The organism is Clostridium acetireducens DSM 10703 (genome assembly GCF_001758365.1).
GTDB lineage: Bacteria > Bacillota > Clostridia > Clostridiales > Clostridiaceae > Clostridium_C > Clostridium_C acetireducens.
Genome location: NZ_LZFO01000017.1, coordinates 1 through 19,360, shown reverse-complemented (window position 1 = coordinate 19,360; position 19,360 = coordinate 1). Strand labels below are relative to the sequence as shown.

General features: G+C 27.7%; 16 protein-coding genes and 3 pseudogenes. 18 read left to right on the top strand and 1 reads right to left on the bottom strand.

Going from position 1 to position 19,360, the window contains the following annotated elements; genetic code table 11:
- Positions 1 to 5: 5 nt before the first annotated feature.
- From thiH to CLOACE_RS06790, 3 genes are all read left to right on the top strand, one after another.
- Positions 6 to 1,166, top strand: coding sequence for a 2-iminoacetate synthase ThiH (gene thiH, locus CLOACE_RS06800; RefSeq protein WP_070110354.1), 1,161 nt, complete (start codon positions 6 to 8; stop codon positions 1,164 to 1,166).
- 411 nt (positions 1,167 to 1,577) lie between these two features.
- Positions 1,578 to 2,531, top strand: a complete 954-nt coding sequence (locus tag CLOACE_RS06795) for a bacteriophage abortive infection AbiH family protein (protein ID WP_070110353.1) — start codon at positions 1,578 to 1,580, stop codon at positions 2,529 to 2,531.
- 391 nt (positions 2,532 to 2,922) lie between these two features.
- Positions 2,923 to 4,179, top strand: coding sequence for a L,D-transpeptidase family protein (locus CLOACE_RS06790; RefSeq protein WP_242866416.1), 1,257 nt, complete (start codon positions 2,923 to 2,925; stop codon positions 4,177 to 4,179).
- Positions 4,180 to 4,262: 83 nt separating this feature from the next.
- Here the strand turns inward: CLOACE_RS06790 and CLOACE_RS06785 are convergent, their stop codons facing one another.
- Positions 4,263 to 5,447 (bottom strand): MFS transporter, encoded by a 1,185-nt coding sequence (locus CLOACE_RS06785; protein WP_070110351.1) that lies wholly within the window; start codon positions 5,445 to 5,447, stop codon positions 4,263 to 4,265.
- Between the two features lie 491 nt (positions 5,448 to 5,938).
- On the opposite strand from CLOACE_RS06785, the gene CLOACE_RS06780 reads away from it, so the two are divergent.
- From CLOACE_RS06780 to CLOACE_RS06700, 15 genes and pseudogenes are all read left to right on the top strand, one after another.
- The gene (locus tag CLOACE_RS06780) at positions 5,939 to 7,612 is read left to right on the top strand and encodes a glycine zipper 2TM domain-containing protein (protein WP_070110350.1); all 1,674 of its coding nucleotides are present in this window, start codon (positions 5,939 to 5,941) and stop codon (positions 7,610 to 7,612) included.
- Between the two features lie 29 nt (positions 7,613 to 7,641).
- A complete protein-coding gene (locus CLOACE_RS06775) occupies positions 7,642 to 8,661 on the top strand; it encodes a hypothetical protein (protein WP_070110349.1) in 1,020 nt (339 codons plus the stop codon).
- A 1-nt stretch (position 8,662) separates the two neighbouring features.
- Complete coding sequence (locus tag CLOACE_RS06770) at positions 8,663 to 8,926, top strand: YkgJ family cysteine cluster protein (RefSeq protein ID WP_070110348.1); 264 nt, start codon at positions 8,663 to 8,665, stop codon at positions 8,924 to 8,926.
- A gap of 72 nt (positions 8,927 to 8,998) precedes the next feature.
- A complete protein-coding gene (locus CLOACE_RS06765; RefSeq protein WP_070110347.1) occupies positions 8,999 to 9,562 on the top strand; it encodes an ATP-binding protein in 564 nt (187 codons plus the stop codon).
- Positions 9,563 to 9,681: 119 nt separating this feature from the next.
- A pseudogene (locus CLOACE_RS12110) lies at positions 9,682 to 10,874 on the top strand (type IV secretory system conjugative DNA transfer family protein); the annotation flags it as partial.
- A 336-nt stretch (positions 10,875 to 11,210) separates the two neighbouring features.
- Positions 11,211 to 11,335: pseudogene (locus tag CLOACE_RS11970) on the top strand (DUF6133 family protein); the annotation flags it as partial.
- 20 nt (positions 11,336 to 11,355) lie between these two features.
- Positions 11,356 to 11,823, top strand: a pseudogene (locus CLOACE_RS12075) (conjugal transfer protein TrbL family protein).
- A gap of 156 nt (positions 11,824 to 11,979) precedes the next feature.
- Positions 11,980 to 12,240, top strand: coding sequence for a hypothetical protein (locus tag CLOACE_RS06745; RefSeq protein ID WP_070110344.1), 261 nt, complete (start codon positions 11,980 to 11,982; stop codon positions 12,238 to 12,240).
- 275 nt (positions 12,241 to 12,515) lie between these two features.
- Positions 12,516 to 12,881, top strand: a complete 366-nt coding sequence (locus CLOACE_RS06735) for a type II toxin-antitoxin system RelE/ParE family toxin (RefSeq protein WP_070110343.1) — start codon at positions 12,516 to 12,518, stop codon at positions 12,879 to 12,881.
- Complete coding sequence (locus tag CLOACE_RS06730; protein ID WP_070110342.1) at positions 12,874 to 13,158, top strand: helix-turn-helix domain-containing protein; 285 nt, start codon at positions 12,874 to 12,876, stop codon at positions 13,156 to 13,158. Before CLOACE_RS06735 ends, CLOACE_RS06730 begins: the two co-directional genes overlap by 8 nt.
- 217 nt (positions 13,159 to 13,375) lie before the next feature.
- On the top strand, positions 13,376 to 13,849 hold the full coding sequence (locus tag CLOACE_RS06720; protein WP_070110341.1) for a hypothetical protein: 474 nt from the start codon (positions 13,376 to 13,378) through the stop codon (positions 13,847 to 13,849).
- Positions 13,850 to 14,069: 220 nt separating this feature from the next.
- Positions 14,070 to 15,077: a Wadjet anti-phage system protein JetD domain-containing protein gene (locus CLOACE_RS06715; protein ID WP_070110340.1), complete on the top strand. Its 1,008-nt coding sequence runs from the start codon at positions 14,070 to 14,072 to the stop codon at positions 15,075 to 15,077.
- Positions 15,078 to 15,089: 12 nt separating this feature from the next.
- Entirely contained in the window at positions 15,090 to 16,700 is a 1,611-nt protein-coding gene (locus CLOACE_RS06710; RefSeq protein WP_070110339.1) for a hypothetical protein, read from the top strand.
- 12 nt (positions 16,701 to 16,712) lie between these two features.
- Positions 16,713 to 17,435, top strand: coding sequence for a DUF6063 family protein (locus CLOACE_RS06705; RefSeq protein WP_070110338.1), 723 nt, complete (start codon positions 16,713 to 16,715; stop codon positions 17,433 to 17,435).
- Positions 17,422 to 19,272: a coiled-coil domain-containing protein gene (locus tag CLOACE_RS06700; RefSeq protein ID WP_070110337.1), complete on the top strand. Its 1,851-nt coding sequence runs from the start codon at positions 17,422 to 17,424 to the stop codon at positions 19,270 to 19,272. The genes CLOACE_RS06705 and CLOACE_RS06700 overlap by 14 nt, the downstream gene beginning before the upstream one ends.
- Positions 19,273 to 19,360: the final 88 nt, after the last annotated feature.

Sequence of the window (19,360 nt, the reverse complement as noted above, 5' to 3'; positions counted from 1 at the left end):
TAATAATGAGTGAAAAACGTACAAATCATATGGAATATATGCCAGGAATGGAAGTGCTAGAATCAGATATAGTAGAACAAGTTATTAGTAGCATGGAAGCCTATGATTATGATAAATATACAGCGGCAGATGTAAGAAGAGCTTTGAATCATGACTCTAGAACAGTAGAAGATTTTGCAGCCTTATTATCTCCAGCAGCTGCTCCATTTTTAGAAGAAATGGCTCAGTTAGCACAGCAGGAGACAAGAAAGCATTTTGGTAATTCAATTTATATGTTTACACCATTATATCTTGCTAATTATTGTGAAAATTATTGTATTTACTGCGGATTTAACTGTCACAATAAAATACGTAGAGCAAAATTAAATTCTGAAGAAATGGAAAAAGAAATGGAAGCTATAGCTAAAACTGGTTTAGAAGAAATATTGCTTCTTACTGGTGAAAGCAGAAAAATGTCAGATGTAAAATACATAGGAGAGGCTTGTAAAATAGCACGTAAATACTTTAAGATGGTAGGTTTAGAAGTATATCCTATGAATTCTGATGAATATGAATATCTTCATGAATGTGGTGCAGATTTTGTTACTGTATTCCAAGAAACTTATAATTCAGATAAATATGAGACTCTTCATTTGGCAGGACATAAACGTATATTCCCATATAGAGCTAATACTCAAGAAAGGGCATTAAAAGGTGGTATGCGTGGCGTTGGATTTGCTGCATTACTTGGACTGGATGATTTTCGTAAAGATGCTTTTGCCACAGGATTGCACGGATATCTTCTTCAAAGAAAATATCCACATGCAGAAATTGCGTTTTCTTGTCCAAGACTAAGACCAATTATTAATAATGATAAAATTAATCCTAAAGATGTTCATGAACCACAACTTTTGCAAGTTATTACAGCATATCGTCTCTTTATGCCATTTGCGAGTATTACTATTTCAACAAGAGAACGTGCTGGATTCCGCGATAATGTAATTGGTTTAGCGGCTACGAAGATTTCAGCTGGTGTTAGTACTGGAATTGGAAGTCATGTTGAAGAGACAGAAGAAGTAGGAGATGATCAATTTGAAATTGCAGATACACGTTCTGTAGAAGAAGTGTATCAGGCAATTAAAGATCGTGGTTTGCAACCAGTAGCGAATGATTATGTGTATGTATAAAATTTAGGATAATGAATAGAGAACCGTGCCATAAATAGGTGCGGTTTTTATTTCACTAGTAAAACAAGCCTACAAATTCTGATTTGTAGGACTAATTATGAGGAAATAAAAGTTGTAGATATAATTGACTGCTATCTGGAGTATGAGAAAAATATTCCACGTGATATGATTTATAATAATCATGAAAAATATGTTTGTCTATTGAAGTACAGTTTATTTAGGTTTGGGGGGGAACGTTAATAGTAAAGAATTTTCATTCTAATAATGTGGACAGCATAAAATATAGATTATTTCTTGTAGTAGAGTTAATGAATCTTATGGTGAATAATCAACTTATCAATATAGGTATTACTTAATGCTAATAGTATTTGAAAAATGTTTTAATGTAATATTATGAATAGAGAGGTTAATATGAAGACATTATATATTATTGGAAATGGGTTTGATGTGGCACATGGTTTAAATACAAATTATTGGGGAATGAGAGAGTATATTGAAGAACGAGATCCGGAGTTTTTAAGGTTTTTTGAATCCAGATATAATATTCAGTCTCTTGATGATACAGAACCATGGTATACGGAAGAAGCACAAGAAAGATGGAATAAATCTGTAAATCATAATTTGTGGAGTGTGTTTGAACACCACATAGGTAATCCTAATACGATGGAAATGCTTGAAATGTCTGAATCTGTTACAGAAGGAATGCCCAAAATTGGAATTCGGGATCATATGGATTACTATTGGAAGGATGAATTTGGAGGTGTAAAAAAACTGCACTCATATGTAAAAGATTGGATTGAGACAATTAATACTGATAAATTGAAGCCTTTAAACATGTTTCTGATAAACAGTACAGATATTTTTATGAGTTTTAATTATACAGATGTGTTAGAAAAGGTTTATGGCATTGATGATGTTATGCATATACATGGCGGAGTTTCTTCGATTTGTACTATAGATCCAATAATGGGACATTGTAACAAGCAAGACATTAAAAAACATAGGATATGGGCAAAAGAGGCTGATGACGAGTATGCTGAAGCAGAGGCGAGTGTACAAGATGCTGTGGCAGACTACCTTGAAGCAATATATAAGGACACAGATGAGCAGATTAATAGAAACTATAATTTCTTTGAAAGACTTAATTTGGTGAATCATGTTGTTATTATTGGGTGGTCAGGTGGGGAAGTGGACCTTCCATACTTACATAAGATAATTGAGAGCGTAAATCAGAGTACTCATTGGACAGTATATTGGTATAACAAAGAAGCATATAGTGCATTGAAAAATGTATTTGAAAATGTTGGTATAGTTGATATTAACTTGGTTAAATTTGAACAATCTGATACATTCTGGGATAGTTAATATTGTAGATTAGCAAAATGAATATCCCTATAAATTGATATTTATAGATTTGATAAAACCGCACTTTAGTATGATACGGTGTACCATAAATAGGTGCGGTTTTTTATTACTTTCATTTAAATTTAAAATAATATCCTTCTAATGTAAGTTATATATTAGTTATAAAGTCAAAAATAGAAACATATTTTAAATTAGTTATTATATTTAAATGAAAGCATTTTCACGAAAGGTATAAAGCCATATGAAAAATATTAACATAAAAAAGTTTTTTAAATGTAAGGATACAGTAAATATTAGTATTTTAATAGCTTTAATTTTGCTATTTTATTTACTTATTTCAGTATACTTTTCTAAGCATTTCTTTTTTAATACAGTAATAAACGGAGTAAATGTGTCATTAAAAGCACATAAAGATGCAGATAATATAATTAAAAGTTATATTAAAGGTTATAAGCTACAGTTAGTAGAGAGAAATGGAAAAGTAGAAGAAATAATAGGGCAAGATGTAGGAGTGCAATATAATGAAAAAAATAGCATTTCTAAAATTTATCATAGGAAAAATTCACTTAAATGGATTACTTCATTATTAAAGGATCAAAAATATTATGTGAATGATTTATTTAGTTACAATGAAGATGAATTGCAAAATAAAATAAATCAATTAAACTGTTTAAATACAGTTATTACAGAACCTAAAAATGTAAGTTTTAAGTATTTAAATGGTTCATACAAGGTAGTTAAAGAAGTATATGGAAATAAGGTAAATAAAGATAAATTAAATAAAGCTATAAAAATGAGCATACTAAAAGGAGAAAAAAAATTAGGTTTAAATGAAAAACTTTGTTATATAAAGCCAAAGTACACTGTAAGTTCTACTAAAACTTCTGAAACCAAAAATTTGCTAAATAAATATGTATCAACAAAAATCACTTATACATTTGGAAATAAGAATGAAATATTAGATGGTAATATAATAAATGAATGGATTAATGTTGATGAAAATTTAGAAGTAGTAATAAAACCCAAAGCAGTTTTAAAATATGTGCAAGCATTGAGTAAAAAATATGATACAGTTGGAGTAGCAAGAAAAATTAAAACATCTACAGGTAAAATAGTCGAAGTTAAGGGAGGATTTTATGGATGGAAAATTAATTGTGTTAGTGAGGCACTAGCATTATTAAAAAATATAAAAGGTGGTGAAGTACTCAAAAAAGAACCTATATATACTCAAAAAGCTGTATGTAGGGATAAAGACGACATAGGCAATACTTATGTAGAAATTAACATAACAAAACAACAGTTATGGTTTTATAAAAATGGAAAGCTTATAACTCAAGGTCCAATAGTAACAGGTAATCCTCATAGAGGGAATGCCACTCCTGCTGGAACGTATATACTTAATTACAAACAAAAAAAGGCAGTTTTAAGAGGTCCAACTTATGAAGCTAAAGTAAATTACTTTATGCCTTTTAATGGAAATATAGGCATACATGATGCAAGCTGGATGTATTCTTTCGGAGGGGATATATATAAAAGAGTTGGAACACATGGATGCGTAAATACCCCATTATATTTAGCTAAAACAATTTTTGATAATATAGAACGTGGAACGCCTATTATTTGTTATGAAGAAAATAATCATAATTAATTTTATAAACTATTATATGTTGGTAGTATTATGCTTTTATAGGGGTTTAGGTAAGGCACCTCTTTAATGGGTGCCTATGAATTTTATTTTGCTTTATTTGGCGAAAGTCTAGTTAAAAGTATAAAAGCCAATATGATAAAGCACATGATTATGCCAACTACACCACTCCATCCATATGAAGTCCAGAAGGTTCCACTTGCAGTGCCACCTATGCTTGAGCCTACATAATAAAAGAAAAGATAAAGTGAAGAAGCTTGTGCCTTGTCATGAGTTGCAAGGTGTCCAACCCAACTGCTGGCTATGGAATGACCTCCGAAGAAACCAAAGGTTAAAAGGGCAACGCCTACAATCTTTAAAATTAGGCTGATGCTCAATGTTATTGATATACCAACAAACATTATAAAAAGTGCACTCAAAAGCATTTTTTTCTGCCCATGCTTGTCCGCCATACGTCCCATCCAAGTAGAACTGAAGGTTCCCATGAGATAGAGTATGAAAATAAAGCTTACAAGTGTCTGTCTCAGTGAATAGGGAGGAGCAATCAATTGAAAGCCTATATAATTATATAATGAAACAAAACTTCCCAATAGTAGGAATCCAATGCCAAAAAGAGAAAGCAATTTGGGATTCTTCAAATGGCTGAGCAAGGATTTGAATAATTTCCATATTTCCAGAGTACGTGGCTGAAAGTGTCTTGACGGAGGAAGTTCAATTACGAACAATATGCTTGCTATCAAGCTCAATACACCTACACTGCAAAGGGCAACACGCCAATTGAAAATATCTGTGAGAACTCCTATGATAATACGTCCAAACATTCCACCCAGAGAGTTTCCACTAATGAATACTCCCATTGCCATTCCAAGACTCTTTTGCTCAATTTCTTCACTCAAATATGCCATGGCAATAGCAGATAATCCCGATAAAGCAAAACCTTGCAGTATGCGCAACATCAAAAGAAAGTGAAAGTTTGGAACAAATGCTGTAAGTACTGCTAGTATGGATGCCGAAAACATTGAAAATGTCATTATTGACTTTCGACCAAATGCCTCCGATAAAGAGCCAACTATGAGAATACTTGCTGCCAGTGCAATTGTTGCAGCTGAAAGCGAAAGGCTGGAGGTTGCTGGAGAAATGTGAAATTCTTTAGAAAGATAAGGAAGTAGTGGTTGTGTGCTGTATAAAATTGCAAAGGTACTGAAACCACCTGCAAAAAGTGCTATGTTGGTTTTTTTGAATTCATCTGAACCTTTTTCAATATAAGTCATAATTATTTCACCTCAAGTCTGCAATATTAGCTTTAGTTTTATGTTATTTTCTACAATATATAGTTTAACATTAAACTTGTCTAATGTTAAAGTCAAATTGAATAACCATAAAATCAGTAATTAAGATGGTAGTTACATAAATTATGAGTTATTAAAAAATGGTATTAAAATAATTTATTAAATATGAAAAGATTTAGGTTATTTATAAGTAGTATATAATATTTAATATTTATATAAAAAATTTAGGGAAAAATTAGATAAAAAGGAGGTAAAATACAAGATTTATAGAATATTAAATATATGTAAATATTCAAAGCCAGATAAATTGGAAACAGATAATTTTTGTTAAAAAGTATTGAGTAGGCAAAAATAATATAAAAATGTATTAGCATCTAAACATATAGAAATTAGATAAATAAATGATAATATTGTAAAAAACAATTAATTATATATTAACTTATAGAGTATAAAGGAAATAAAGAGGTGTTGTTATGTTTAGTGAATATGATAATAAGTGTATTAACGATATACAACTTAAAACCGGTTTGAATAAAAATGAAGTAAAAAAATACTATGAATCTAATGAACGAGATATTGAAAAGACTCTTAAATATATTCAAAAAAATGATATTAATATGTATACAATAATAAATGCAACTATGAATACAGAACAACTAAAAAGATATGGTAGTGCAGCAAGCGAATATATAAAAGGGTATAGTGGAACATATGACGGTAATAATAATCTAATAAAAAAAGGATTAAAACAAATTTCAGAATCTAAAGTTAATGAAAAGTTTAAGTATCAGAATTTAAAACAGCAAGCTGGTTTTTCAGCAGAAGTAGATTATGTAAGTAAAACAAATGCTGAAAATATAATAAATAAAAATAATAGTAGGATAAGCAGATCAAATGATGTTGGAAGAGGAAATGATACTAGATTTGATGTTGTAGCTGTAGATATTAATGGTAATGTTGTTCTAGATGGACAGGATCCAAAATGGGGAGCCCAAATGAAATTTTGTGGTGCATATCAAACTGCAGATGAAATAAAAAGAAGGTCAGAAAATTTAGTAAAGAAATTAGTACATCCTAAATGGGATAGATATAGAAATAATGACATTCTAATACCTAAAGAACAATATTCTGTGGCAAAAAATTTTGCAGAAAAAAAGGCAAAAGAGCTATTTGATGAATCATCTAAGCAAAAACAATTAGGAAATTTACATAAATCAATTGAATTAGAACAACAAGCCCAAAAGTATCAAAAAGTAAGTAAAAATATAAAAGATAGTGGAATTACATCAAGGGAAGCAATGTTTTTAAGAGAATATCCTAAATTAGCTACTGTTAAAAATGTTGCTAAGATATCACATAGATGTGGAATCGAACAAGCTAAAGGGGTAGCTATAATATCAGGAACTTTATCTGTATCAAGAAATGTTGTTTATATTATGAGAGGAGAAAAGGAAATTTCTGAGGCTTTATATGATTCAGCAGTTGATGTAGCAAAAGGTTCAGTACTAGGATATATAACAGGTGCTAGTGATACTGCAATTAGAGGATTTATGGCATCTAGCAGTAATAGCGTTTTTGTTAATTTATCAAAAACATCTTTTCCATCAATGATTGCTAGTACTACTTTACAAGTAGTAAATTCTATAAAAAAATATGCTAAAGGTGAACTTGATGAAATTGAATTGGTTGAAGAATTAGGTGAAAAAGGAACTGGTATGTTAGCAGCAAGTTTAGGAGCAGCAGTAGGAACAGCAATTTTGCCAGGAATAGGAACAGCAGTTGGTGGAATGATTGGATACATGACAAGTTCTAGCATATATAATGCTTCAATGAAAGTATTAAATGAAGTTAGAATTGCAAAAGAAAGATATGAAACTATACATTCTTTATGTATGGCATCTATTGAATCAATGCAAGAAGAGAGGAAAAAATTTGAAGTATTTATTGATAAATATTTCAAAAATAGACAAGCTATATTTGAGAATAGCTTTAACACAATGGATGCAGCTATTAAAAATAATGATGTTAATTTATTTACTCAAGACTTAAATAATATTGCTATTCAATTTGGATCAACATTACAATTTAAAAATTTTGATCAATTTGATAGATTTATGCAAGATGATACATCAAGTCTTGAATTTTAAATATTATAATTAATTTAGGAGGGATAAATATGCCAATACCATTTATATTGGGTGCAGCAGCACTTGCTACTGGTGCAGTAGGAGTAAAAAAAGGAATTGATGCTAAAAACGATATGGATTTAGCAAAAAGTATTAATGAAGAAGCAAATAGAATAGTTAGAAAGACAGAAAAGTCCATAGAAAAAGCAAAAGACAGAACTAAAACATTTATAGAAAATTTAGGGAGAAAAAAAATTGAATTATTAAGTACATCTATAAATGACTTTATAATTAATTTTGAAAAAATAAAAAATATTAATTTAAAAGATAGTGATGGAATAGATGAATTAAGAAACTTTAATCCTCAAAGTTCAGAATTTAAAGAATTAAAAAAAGCATCATTTGAAGCAAAAGAAATTGCGGTTAATGGATTAAGTGCTATAGGTGGAGGTGCCTTATTAGCATTTGGTACTTATAATATAGTTATGGGTGGACTTGGAGGTCTTTTAGTTACAGCCACAACAGGAACTGCACTTTCATCATTAACAGGAGTAGCTGCAACTAATGCAACACTAGCGTGGTTAGGTGGAGGTGCACTATCAGCAGGTGGCTTTGGAATGGTTGGAGGAATGGCTGTTCTTGGTGGAATAGTAGCAGGTCCAGCGCTAGCAATAGGAGGAGCTCTTTTTGCAAAACAAGCAGAAAAAGCATACTATGATGCACAATCAAATGCTGATAAGGCAAAGGAATTTGAAGAACAAGGCAAAACTATAGTAACAATGTTATCTAGTATTTCTACTAGAGCAAATAATTTACGTAAATTATTAAATAAACTTAATAAATATTTTGTTAATTCTATAGAAATTTTAAAATATGGAATTGAAACATGTGGTACAAATTGGAATACATATCCAGATAGTATGAAAAACAATATCTATATTTGTGTACAAATAGCACAAACAATAAAAGTAGTTATTGATACATCATTATTAAATGAAAAGGGAGAATTAATGCCTGAAAGTAAAAAAGCTTTAAAAAATGGAGAAGATTTTCTAAGAAGGTTAAGTTAAAATGTTTAATTGTGATATGTGTGGATGTTGTTGTAGATCAGTATCAACTAATGATATTTATAAACATTTAGATAGGGGAGATGGAACGTGCAAATATTTTGAAAATGAAACTAATAAGTGCTCAATTTATGAAAATAGACCTATATTTTGTTGTATAGATAAATGTTATGAAAAATATTTCAAAAATGTTATGTCAATAAAACAATATTACAATTTAAATTATGAGGCTTGTAAAAAATTAAAAGAATACTTTAATAATAAGTAAAAATATATATTAGTAGCAAAATAAAATTCTTTGCATATAGTAATATTAAATTACTTATATGAAAGAGGAATTATGGCTAATTACAGTAAAGTTATTATTGATAAAAATTTCTTAAAAAGACATTTGGTAGAGAAAGAGGATATATCAAAATTTTTAAGTAGATTCATAGACAACTCCATAAAAGCTAGACAAGAAGTAACAACAAGTGAAAATCCTTGCCACATTAATATAAATATATTTGAAAATTTAATAATAATAAGTGATAATAGTGGCGGAATTAATATTAACATAACAGATAAAGAAATATTTAGAATAGGTATAAATGATGGAAAACGTATTTCGGGGTTAGGTATAAAAAAATCATTATTTAAACTGGGAAATAAAATAGAAATGCTTTCAAATAAAAAAGGTTGTTCTAGAAAGTTTTCATTAGATATTAATATAGGAAGTGATGAGTTAAAATCTCAAAGTGAAAATATAGATTATAACCCAGAGAGACAATGTCATAAAGCTATGATTCAATATTTTTACAAAATATTGAATCATAGCTTTATGACATTGACCTGGATGTTAAAGCGTACAGTGCTTTATTTAAGCCAAAGAAAAAATAAAAAACACATCTTCAATGAGATATAGCATAACAACTTGAATAAACCAACAAACTACAATTAATAGAGCAGATAAAATTTTAAGACTTACCACGTGTAGGTCTTATTTTTATAATTAAAACTCAATTGAGAAAGGAGGCTTGCTCCATGAAATCCAAAAAGAAAAAACTTTTAATAAGCTTACTCATATTAGTGAGTGGTATTTTATTTAATTTTTATTTTTCAACAATAATTCATCAACTGCTTTCAAAGCAAATGGCAGTTTTAAAAATTCCAAGTTTAATAATTTGTATCCATAGCATGGCGGTAAGTAAACAGCACTTACTGCTTTTTTTATGTCTTGATGGATTAATAGTTTTATTTTCAATGTTCTACTATGTAGCAAATAACAAGCCCTATCAAAGTGATTTAAGAGAAATAACACCTAAAATTTCAACACCAGTGCCAGCAGGACAAAAACAATTTGGTTCAGCAGAATGGCTAGAAAAAGAGAAGGATTCAGCTTTTAATAGCTTTATTCTAAATGCAAATGACATCACAGTAAAGGTGCTAATAAGACAAGGATATGATGATTTAAAAGAAATGAAGAAAGGATGGAATGAAAAAAGTGAAAGAGAAGATGAAGAGGAAAAGGAACAAGAAAAAAGTTTTGAAGGCAAAGAACAATTTACCATGGAAGGACAAAAAGGAGATATTCAAAGAAAGTCCAAAGTTGAAAACTCAAAATGTTCAGGTGAATTTAGCAAAGCTTTTTTACCGCAGGGTGGGATAGTTTTAGGTTGCAAAAATCATAAAGGAAGTGAAAAGATTTATTTTATAGGAGAAGCAAAGGGTGAGAGAATGTGGACAGATGGGGAAGCTTTTATACAACAGCTCTTACTACTCTAAGATTATTTACAAATCCTTTAATCAATTCTATGTCAAATGTTAGTGATTATGATCCTAAAGAAACTGGCAATAAAAAAAGAGCTATATTCATAATACTTCAGGATGAGAAAACTACTTATTATACATTAGCAAGTTTGTTTGTATCTCAGCATTATGCAGAACTTATAAAAAGTGCAGATGAAAGAGGTGGTAGATTAAAAAACAGAGTAAATTTCTTACTTGATGAATTTGGAAATTTTGCTACAATACTTGATTTCTCAAATAAGCTAACCGTTGATGATGGCAGAGGAATCAGGTTTAATTTATTTCTACAGAGTTTTGCCCAGTTTGATGATAAGTATGGAAAGGAGGTGGCAAAGACCATAAAAGGGAATTGTGAAAACTGGATTTATCTTCAGGCAGATGATATAGAAACTCTTGAGGAAATATCAAAAAAGCCTGGGAACTATACAGCAATGAAGATTAAAAATTTATTCAAAAAAATAAAAGAAAAGACCTGAACATTAATTATTAGCATATTTACTGTACTCATGAGTAGTTATACTGTTTATGCTAGTAGTAGTGTATAGAGTAGTAAGCTTGTAAAAGGTACAGAAAAGCTTATTAATGATGTAACTACATGGTTTATGATTCTTGCACCAATAGTTCAGGTGTTCTTATAATATATTTCTTTATAAGGCGTAGTGCTGCTGATGAAATGGATCAGAAAAAATGGAATAGCAAAATTGTAGTTGCAATAGTTTCTTGAATAGGTGCTGTTATAGCTTCAGCAACTTTAAATTTAATAAGTAGATACAGCAGTAAAGATATTAATGTCAGTAGTAATAGAGCATTAGCACTTGGTGGATTATATCTATTATTTAAGGATACAGTTTTTCCAACTTTAATTCAAAGAATAAAGGAGATGTTTTAAAGTAACTTTTCAAAGGGCTTGTGAGTTTAAATTTCAAGCCCTTTAATCTTTTGGAGGTGATAATCTTGGAAGAATTACTTGTAATGCTAATTGCAGGAATATTAAGTGGTTGTCTTGTGTATGTAAATTCACTTTTAAACGACCTTGTGCCTATAGATTTTCATGCAGAAAAATATATGGATACTTTACTCGGCACCAATGGATTTACAGAAGTATTTAATATATTTTTATGTTTTGGCATATCACTTATTGTACTTAAATTCTTAAAGAAAGGATTTGAACAGTATATACTTTGGACAGAAGGGGATGCAGACGCAGATACTTTAATATTTCTTACAGTTTTTTAAAAATCATTGGCTATAGCAGTAACTTTTCCTACACTTTACCTATGGCTTACAACTATAGTTGAAGACTTAACTGGTAAAGTTATAAAATTAATAAGTAAAGGTATGAAAACTGATTTTTCAGCAATTATTACTGAAATATAAAGTGCAGGATTATTTACGGACATAATATACTTAATATTTTTTTATATCATTGTGGAGTGTATATGGCAGATTAAAGAGTTGATTATTGTATATTATTCTTAATAAAGACAAAAAATATATGAATATAAACAAAAAGTTAGAATGTAGGTGATGTTTATGTGGGAATATAATTCAATATATTATACAAATAATTATAATAACTTGGATGAGTGGTTTAAGTTAGTTATTAGTAACGATGAAGTTTATCCATTTTGTAAAATTCCTTACTATGAATGGTTTAATAAGTATATAGATAATATTAAGGAAGAATCAGTAGAGTCAGTTAAAAATTTATTGAGATGTTTATTATGTCCTATAAATAGAAAGTTAGATAAAGATCAGTATGAAACTCACTTAATTAGATTATTTACTCTATGAACCTATGAAGGAGTTTATAACCATGACCATACTTTTAATAGGTAATATACCACTTATGTATTTTCTAAATAAGGAATAGTACGACATTTTGGTGTTCACAAGCATTGGAAAGGCAATACTTGCAGTTTGTTTAACAGTTATATTTATATCCATGGCAGCAGTAATAAAGATTACTAAACCTGTGGAATATAGAAAATAAATATATTGACTGAAGTTATCGTATGTGATAACATTTAATTAAGAAATTCATATATTATAAAAAGGAAGAAGAAAAAGTGGAATGGAAAGTTGAATTTTACCAAAGAGAAAGTGGTAACATCCCTGTAATGGACTTCTTATTATCGCTTTCACCTAAAATGAGGGCAAAAGCATACAGTGAAATAGAGCTTTTAAAAGAGCATGGAATTTATTTGAAGGAACCTTATGTAAAACCTATTAAAGGGGAACAATATAAAGGAATATATGAGTTAAGGATAAAATTAGGATCAGATGCATCAAGAATATTTTATTTCACTTACCATAGAGATACTTTTGTATTATTAAATGGTTTTTTAAAAAAGACTAATAAAACCCCAAAAGCAGATCTTGAAAAAGCTAGAAAATATAAAAATGATTTTGAAAAGAGGTGTGAAGATGAGTAGAGCAAGTGTTAATTTTTCAATAATCAAGGAAGAACTTATGAAAGATAATGAGTTCAAAGATGAATATGAGAAGTTAAAACCACGATATGAACTTATTTCTGAAGTAATAAAAGCGAGAAGGGAATTAAATCTTACTCAGGAAGAATTAGCTTCACGTATAGGAACTCAAAAATCAAATATAAGCAGGCTTGAAAGTGGTAATTACAATCCCTCTTTAGATTTTCTTAGTAAGCTTGCAAAAGGCTTAGGAAAAGAAATTCATATTGAATTAAGATAATATAAAATAATTTGAACATGCAGAGCAAAAGCTTATTTTAAAGCAGGAATGGTACTATTAAGTATTATCCCTGCTTTATTTATTTTACCAATGGTAATTCCTAGAATTGTATTTTTAGTTGTGTCAGTATATTTCAAAGAAATTAAAGCTGCTGTTTCTTCTGAGGCAATTTCTTATTTTAAGGAGAGATGCTTTAAAAGGGGTTCGGATTGAAGGTGTGGAGTTAAATAATTTAGTTAGTTCTATGCTTCAGGATTATGCTTATATTCTTAAAGGAACAGTCTTTGATGACAACATAAAAGATGCAGTTGCAGAAATTATTATTAAGATTCCTTTAGAAATACAAAATAAGTTTGAAAACAAATATTGCATTAACGATTTGCTAATTGGCCATGTATCAATTGTTGGTGTTTATAAGGGGCTTGTTGAAGAAGAATCTATATCCTCTAATACTTTTACTTATCTTCAAGATATAGGGATACGCCAAAACCAAAGCAGTGAGACTACCTCGAAAATAATAAAAAGTGCCACTCGCCCAGTCGCTAATCAAAAGTCGTCAGATGATACAATAAATTTTTTCCCGTACTTATTTTCTTCTTATGTACCATTTTATTATGATGGAAATAACATGTTGGACACGAATATTTCAAAGAACGATTTAAATATTGTCTTGAAAATTTCATTGCCTTAAATAAATTAAAGGAGCAGAAGGTTTTTTCAATTTTTTTATTTGGAGCATCTGGAATAGGCAAAACAGAAGTAGCCCGTTTAATAGCAAATGGGCTACAGAACAACCTAGCTCTTCTTTTATTTCTCTTTCAATTTAACTTGACACATACTATAAATATATAACACAATTATGTATAATAGTATTATATATTTATAGTATGTGTAGAAAAAAGGTGGTATATATGAAAGATTTAAGAAACCTTAATAAAAAAAGAATAGAAATTTATGAAATACAAGAATATCTTCAAATAGATGATTATGAAAAACTAGTAGAAGCAGTAATAAAATTAATCAATGAAGGAGTAATAACGCCTATAAAAAGCAGTAAGCAAAATGGGAAAAAACCATCTCTTTTTAATAGATATAATATTGAAAAAAAAGAAGAAGATAATTCAAAATACATAAATGAACTTTGCTACAAACTAAATATTATTTTAGATAAAACTTATTATATGAAAAATATAGATAAATATAAAAGGGATAGGAATTACGTAATTAAATTGAGTAAATTTCTTGATGAAAAACAGGAGTTATTAAATACAGAGGTATCTGCTAATGAAAGAAGTTTTCAAATTTGGGGAAGGGAGAAATTTTTAATTAAAGAAGGAGGTAAAAGGATACTTAAAAATCTTAATGTATCAGGAAAATTTTTAAATATATACAGTACCACAGAACCTTTAGCTTATTATTCCCACCATAAAAATTCACCTCAAAAGATATTAATTATTGAAAATAAAGATACATTCTACAGTATGAGAAAGCATATGATAAAAGGCAATAATAATATATTAGGAGAAGAAATTTCTACATTAATATATGGTGGTGGAAAAAGTATATATAAAACTTTTAAGGATTTTGAATATTGTGTAGAACCTTATCTTTTACATAGATGTAATAAAATATTATATTTAGGAGATTTGGATTATGAGGGAATTATAATTTATGAAGGTTTATACGAAATTTTTAAGGATAATTTTAATATAAAACCCTTTGTAAAAGGATATAAATTTATGATAGATAAATATATTAAAGAAAATATGATTTTGCCAGATACAAAAGAAGGTCAAAATAGAAACATAGGAAAAATATTTATAGAAGAATTTACAGTAGAATATAAAAATAAAATACTAGATATACTTGAAGGAGGTAAATATATACCTGAAGAGATACTAAATATTTCTGATTTTTAAAGGAGATTGACCATGAATATAGATTTTCTCAAAGACTTTCATATAAGAATGAAAAAGGTAGGAGCATATGCTCTTATATGTAAAAATAGTATGTTTAAAAATACATGGAAAAGCTATGGATTTGAAGAAACTTATGAATACATTAATTTAATTTTTTCAGTTATGTTATACATAATGGAAGAATCTCTAAAAGATGAATATTGCACTATGGATAGTATAGGGGGATTTATTGATGATATAAATATGAAATTTTTTAAAAAACCTTTAAGTTTACAACAGTGTAAAGAACTAGGAGAGTTTATAGTAAATACTATATTTTGTGATGAAGGAAAAGCAATGTACTTTAAAGGATTTGATTTTTATAAAGGAGATTACGAAGACATTAACATTAATTTTGTTGCTAATAAAATAGTTTACATAGATGATGCTGTAAGGAGAACTTCTTATTATTTAACAGAAGATGGATATTCCTTAATTTTAGGTACTTTGGAAATAGAAAATAATATGAAACTTACAATACATGAAATGATTTTTAAACTTCATCTTGAAAAAGCTAGTTATGATAAAGCTGTAGATGACATAAAAAATATATTTAATTTACTTAGAATACAACTTAAAAAGATGCAAGAAGCTATAAGAAGAATTAGACAAAATGCTCTCAATTATTCTGTAGAAGAATATAGGCGGTTGTTAGAGGAAAATATGAACTCATTGGCAGATACGAGAAAAAAGTTTCAAGATTATAGAGTAATGATTAATGAAAAAATATCAGAACTTAAGATGCAAGATATAAATGTAAAAAAATTAAATGAAAAAGAGCAGGAAAATTTAAAATTTTTAGGTGTTATAGAACAATATCTTGGAAGAGCTATTGAGGAGCAGCAAAAGATATTAAATGCTCATTTTGATTTTAAAAGTATTTATTCTAAAGAATTGGAAGAAATATCTGCTATGTCTCTTATAAAAAGATTTAATATAAGTACTGATATTTATGATAAAGTTATAGAAAATAGTTTTAATTTGGATTCTATAGATTATATTTTGAGACCTTTATACAGAGCACCTATTAATAAGTTTTATAATATTAACAAGTGTCTTCAGTATCAAAAAAATATAAAATCTAAAGAAATAGATGAAGACCAAGAGTTAGGTTTTGAAGAAGAAGAATGGATTAAAGAAAAAGAGGAAATACAAAAGAAAAAGCTTGAAAAATACAAAAACTCATTAAAATTTATTTTGGAAATTACTAATGAAAAAGGGCGTATATCTTTAAGTGAAATAGCTAATGAAATAAAAAAAGATAACAGTATTAAAGAAATTTTAGTACCTACAGTTGAAATATTTAGAGAAATAATAATTGAAATGTTAAAATGTAAGTGTATTGATATACAAGAGTTAAAAGAAGAAAGGGCATCAGTAATAATTGATGGACATCTTCAATTTCAATTAAATGAAACTATATTAAATATATTAGAAGAAAATGTAAATCTGAAACATATTAAATATATTTATATTTCTAAATTATTTAATAAAGATAAAGTTAGATTTTATGGATTGCCAAGTGACAAAGGTATGGTAAAAACAGTAACCTGTTCAGATTTACTTTTTACTATAAAGAAATAGAGAGGTAGTTTTATGTATAATATTGAAGATATAAGCAATAGCAATATAATATTTTATTATTTACTGCAAAAAGGAGAAATTTCAGAAGAAAATGAAAGGGAACTTTATAGAATGTATTCTGAAAATGAATCTATTATGAATTTAGTAAAAAGACAAGGTGAAAATTTTGATTGTAATGTAGAAAAATATAGTGGAGTTATATATATTATACCTAATGAAGATAATGATTTTTTAGGATATTCTAAAGCAGAACTTAAAAAAGAATTATGTAAATCAAACAGTAATCAAAAAGATTATTATTTATCTCAATTTCTTATACTTACTTTGCTAGTAGAATTTTATGGTTCTCAAGGTAGGAGTAGTAAATCTAGAGACTTTTTAAAAAGTGGTCAACTTTTAAATATAATAAGTGATAGATTAAAAGAAGCTGTGGAAAAAGAAAATTTAGAAGAAATTCAAGATAAAATGGGCATTGCCTATACTAATATATTAGAACGTTGGGAAGCTTTAAGAAGTACTGATAAGCAAACAAAGTCTAAAACTACTAAAGAAGGATTTATATATACTATATTAAGTTTTTTAGAGAATCAGGGGCTTATTAATTATATTGAAGTAGATGATATGATAACTACTACTCCTAAATTAGATAATTTTATGGATTGGAATATATTAAATAGAAATAATTATGAAAGAGTGGCAAAAGCCTTAGGAGGTAGCGAGCATGAGCAAAATTAATGCTTTTAGAATTATAAATTTAAACTACAATAATAATTCTATGAAAATAGATGATGAAATTTTTGAACTAGATGGAAAGAGTACTCTATTAAGCCTTAGAAATGGTGGAGGCAAAACTGTAATGGTTCAAATGATGATGGCTCCTTTTGTAAATAAAAGATACAGAGATTTAAAAGATAGAGCCTTTAAAAGTTATTTTACTACATCTTCTCCAACTTACATTTTAACTGAATGGGTTTTAGATGGAGGTGTTGGTCATATATTAGTAGGTATGATGATAAAAAAAAGAAGTGTAGTTTCTGATGAAGATTCTTCAGAAGAATTAGATATAATAAATTTCATATATGAATATGGAATGAATAATAAGTATAATATTAAAAATTTCCCTATTGTAGAACAAAATAAAAACACTAAAAAAATTAAAAGCTTTACTAATGCTAAATTGCTATTTGAGGAACTAAAAAAAGATAAATATACAACATTTAATTATTTTGATATGACTGCATCTTCTCAAATAAATAACTACTTTAAAAACTTAAAGCAGTATAAAATAAATCATAAAGAATGGGAAAGCATAATTAAAAAAATTAATATGAAGGAATCTGGACTTTCAGATTTATTTAAAGATGCAAAAAATGTATCAGGACTTGTGGAAAAATGGTTTATTAAAACTGTAGAAGACAAAATAAATAGAGAAGATGATAAAGTAAAGAATTTTAGTGAAATAGTTAAAAAATACATATATCAATATAGAGATAATCAATCTAAAATAGAAAAGAAAAATTCTATAGAGAAATTTCAAATTTGTGCTAAAGATATATTAGATTCAGCAAATATTTTTGTGGAGCAAAAAAATTATAGTAATAGTTTGGCAAATAAAATAGCGAATTTTACTATGTTTTTAGAAAACAAAATTAAATTAGAAAAAGAGAATTTTGAAAATCTTAATAATATTATTTTAGATATAGAAAACTCCATTAAAGAAATACAATATGAGGAAATTTCAGTTGAAATATATAATATTAAAGATGAATCTATGAAAATTCATAGAAAAAAAGAAGACTTAGAAAGAAAAGTTGAATGTTTTAAAAATAATATAAATTCCTTAGAAACACAACAGTATATACTACAATGTGCAAAGATATATGAGGAATATGTTAAAGCTTCAAGAGATGTACAAAAATATGAAAATGCAATTCAAATTATAAAAGAAAAAAATAAGAATTTAGAACCTGAAAGAGAAAACATAGGTTTTACATTAAAGAAATACTATGAAATGAAAAAGGAAAAAGTATTAAGAGTTTTAAGGGAAAATGAAGAAAATATAAAATGTGTAAAAGAAAATATAGAAAATGCAAAAAGAGAAATAGAAGAAATAAATAAAAATCTTCAAGAAAAGTATAAAATAGAAGGGCAACTTCAAAATAGTATAAATTCTTTTTCAAAAGAGGAAGAAATATTTAATGAAAGATATAAAAAGAATTTTAAAAGAAATATAATGGGGTATTATGATGAGAATTTTATAAATAAAACATTATTAGAATACAAAAATATTTTAAACAACAAAGAAAAATATATTTCAAATAATAAAAAACTTCTTGAAGAAAAGTTTGAAGAAAATAAAATTGAAGAAAGAGAAAAAGAAGATTTAACTAAAGAAATAGTTAATATAAGTAATGAAATAAATAATATAAAAAAGCAAAATGAAATTTTTTTAAAGGAAATAGAAAAAAGAAAAAATATTATAAAATATGTAGATGTAGATGATAATAAGATTTTTAATAAAGAATATATAATTGAGGAAATTGCACAATTAAACTTCCTCAATTATATTTAAAAATCATTACTTTTTGTTAATAATTAACTATTTTGTTCAGAAAAAGATAATAGCAAAGCTAAGGTGCTATTGCACCTGTGGATAACTT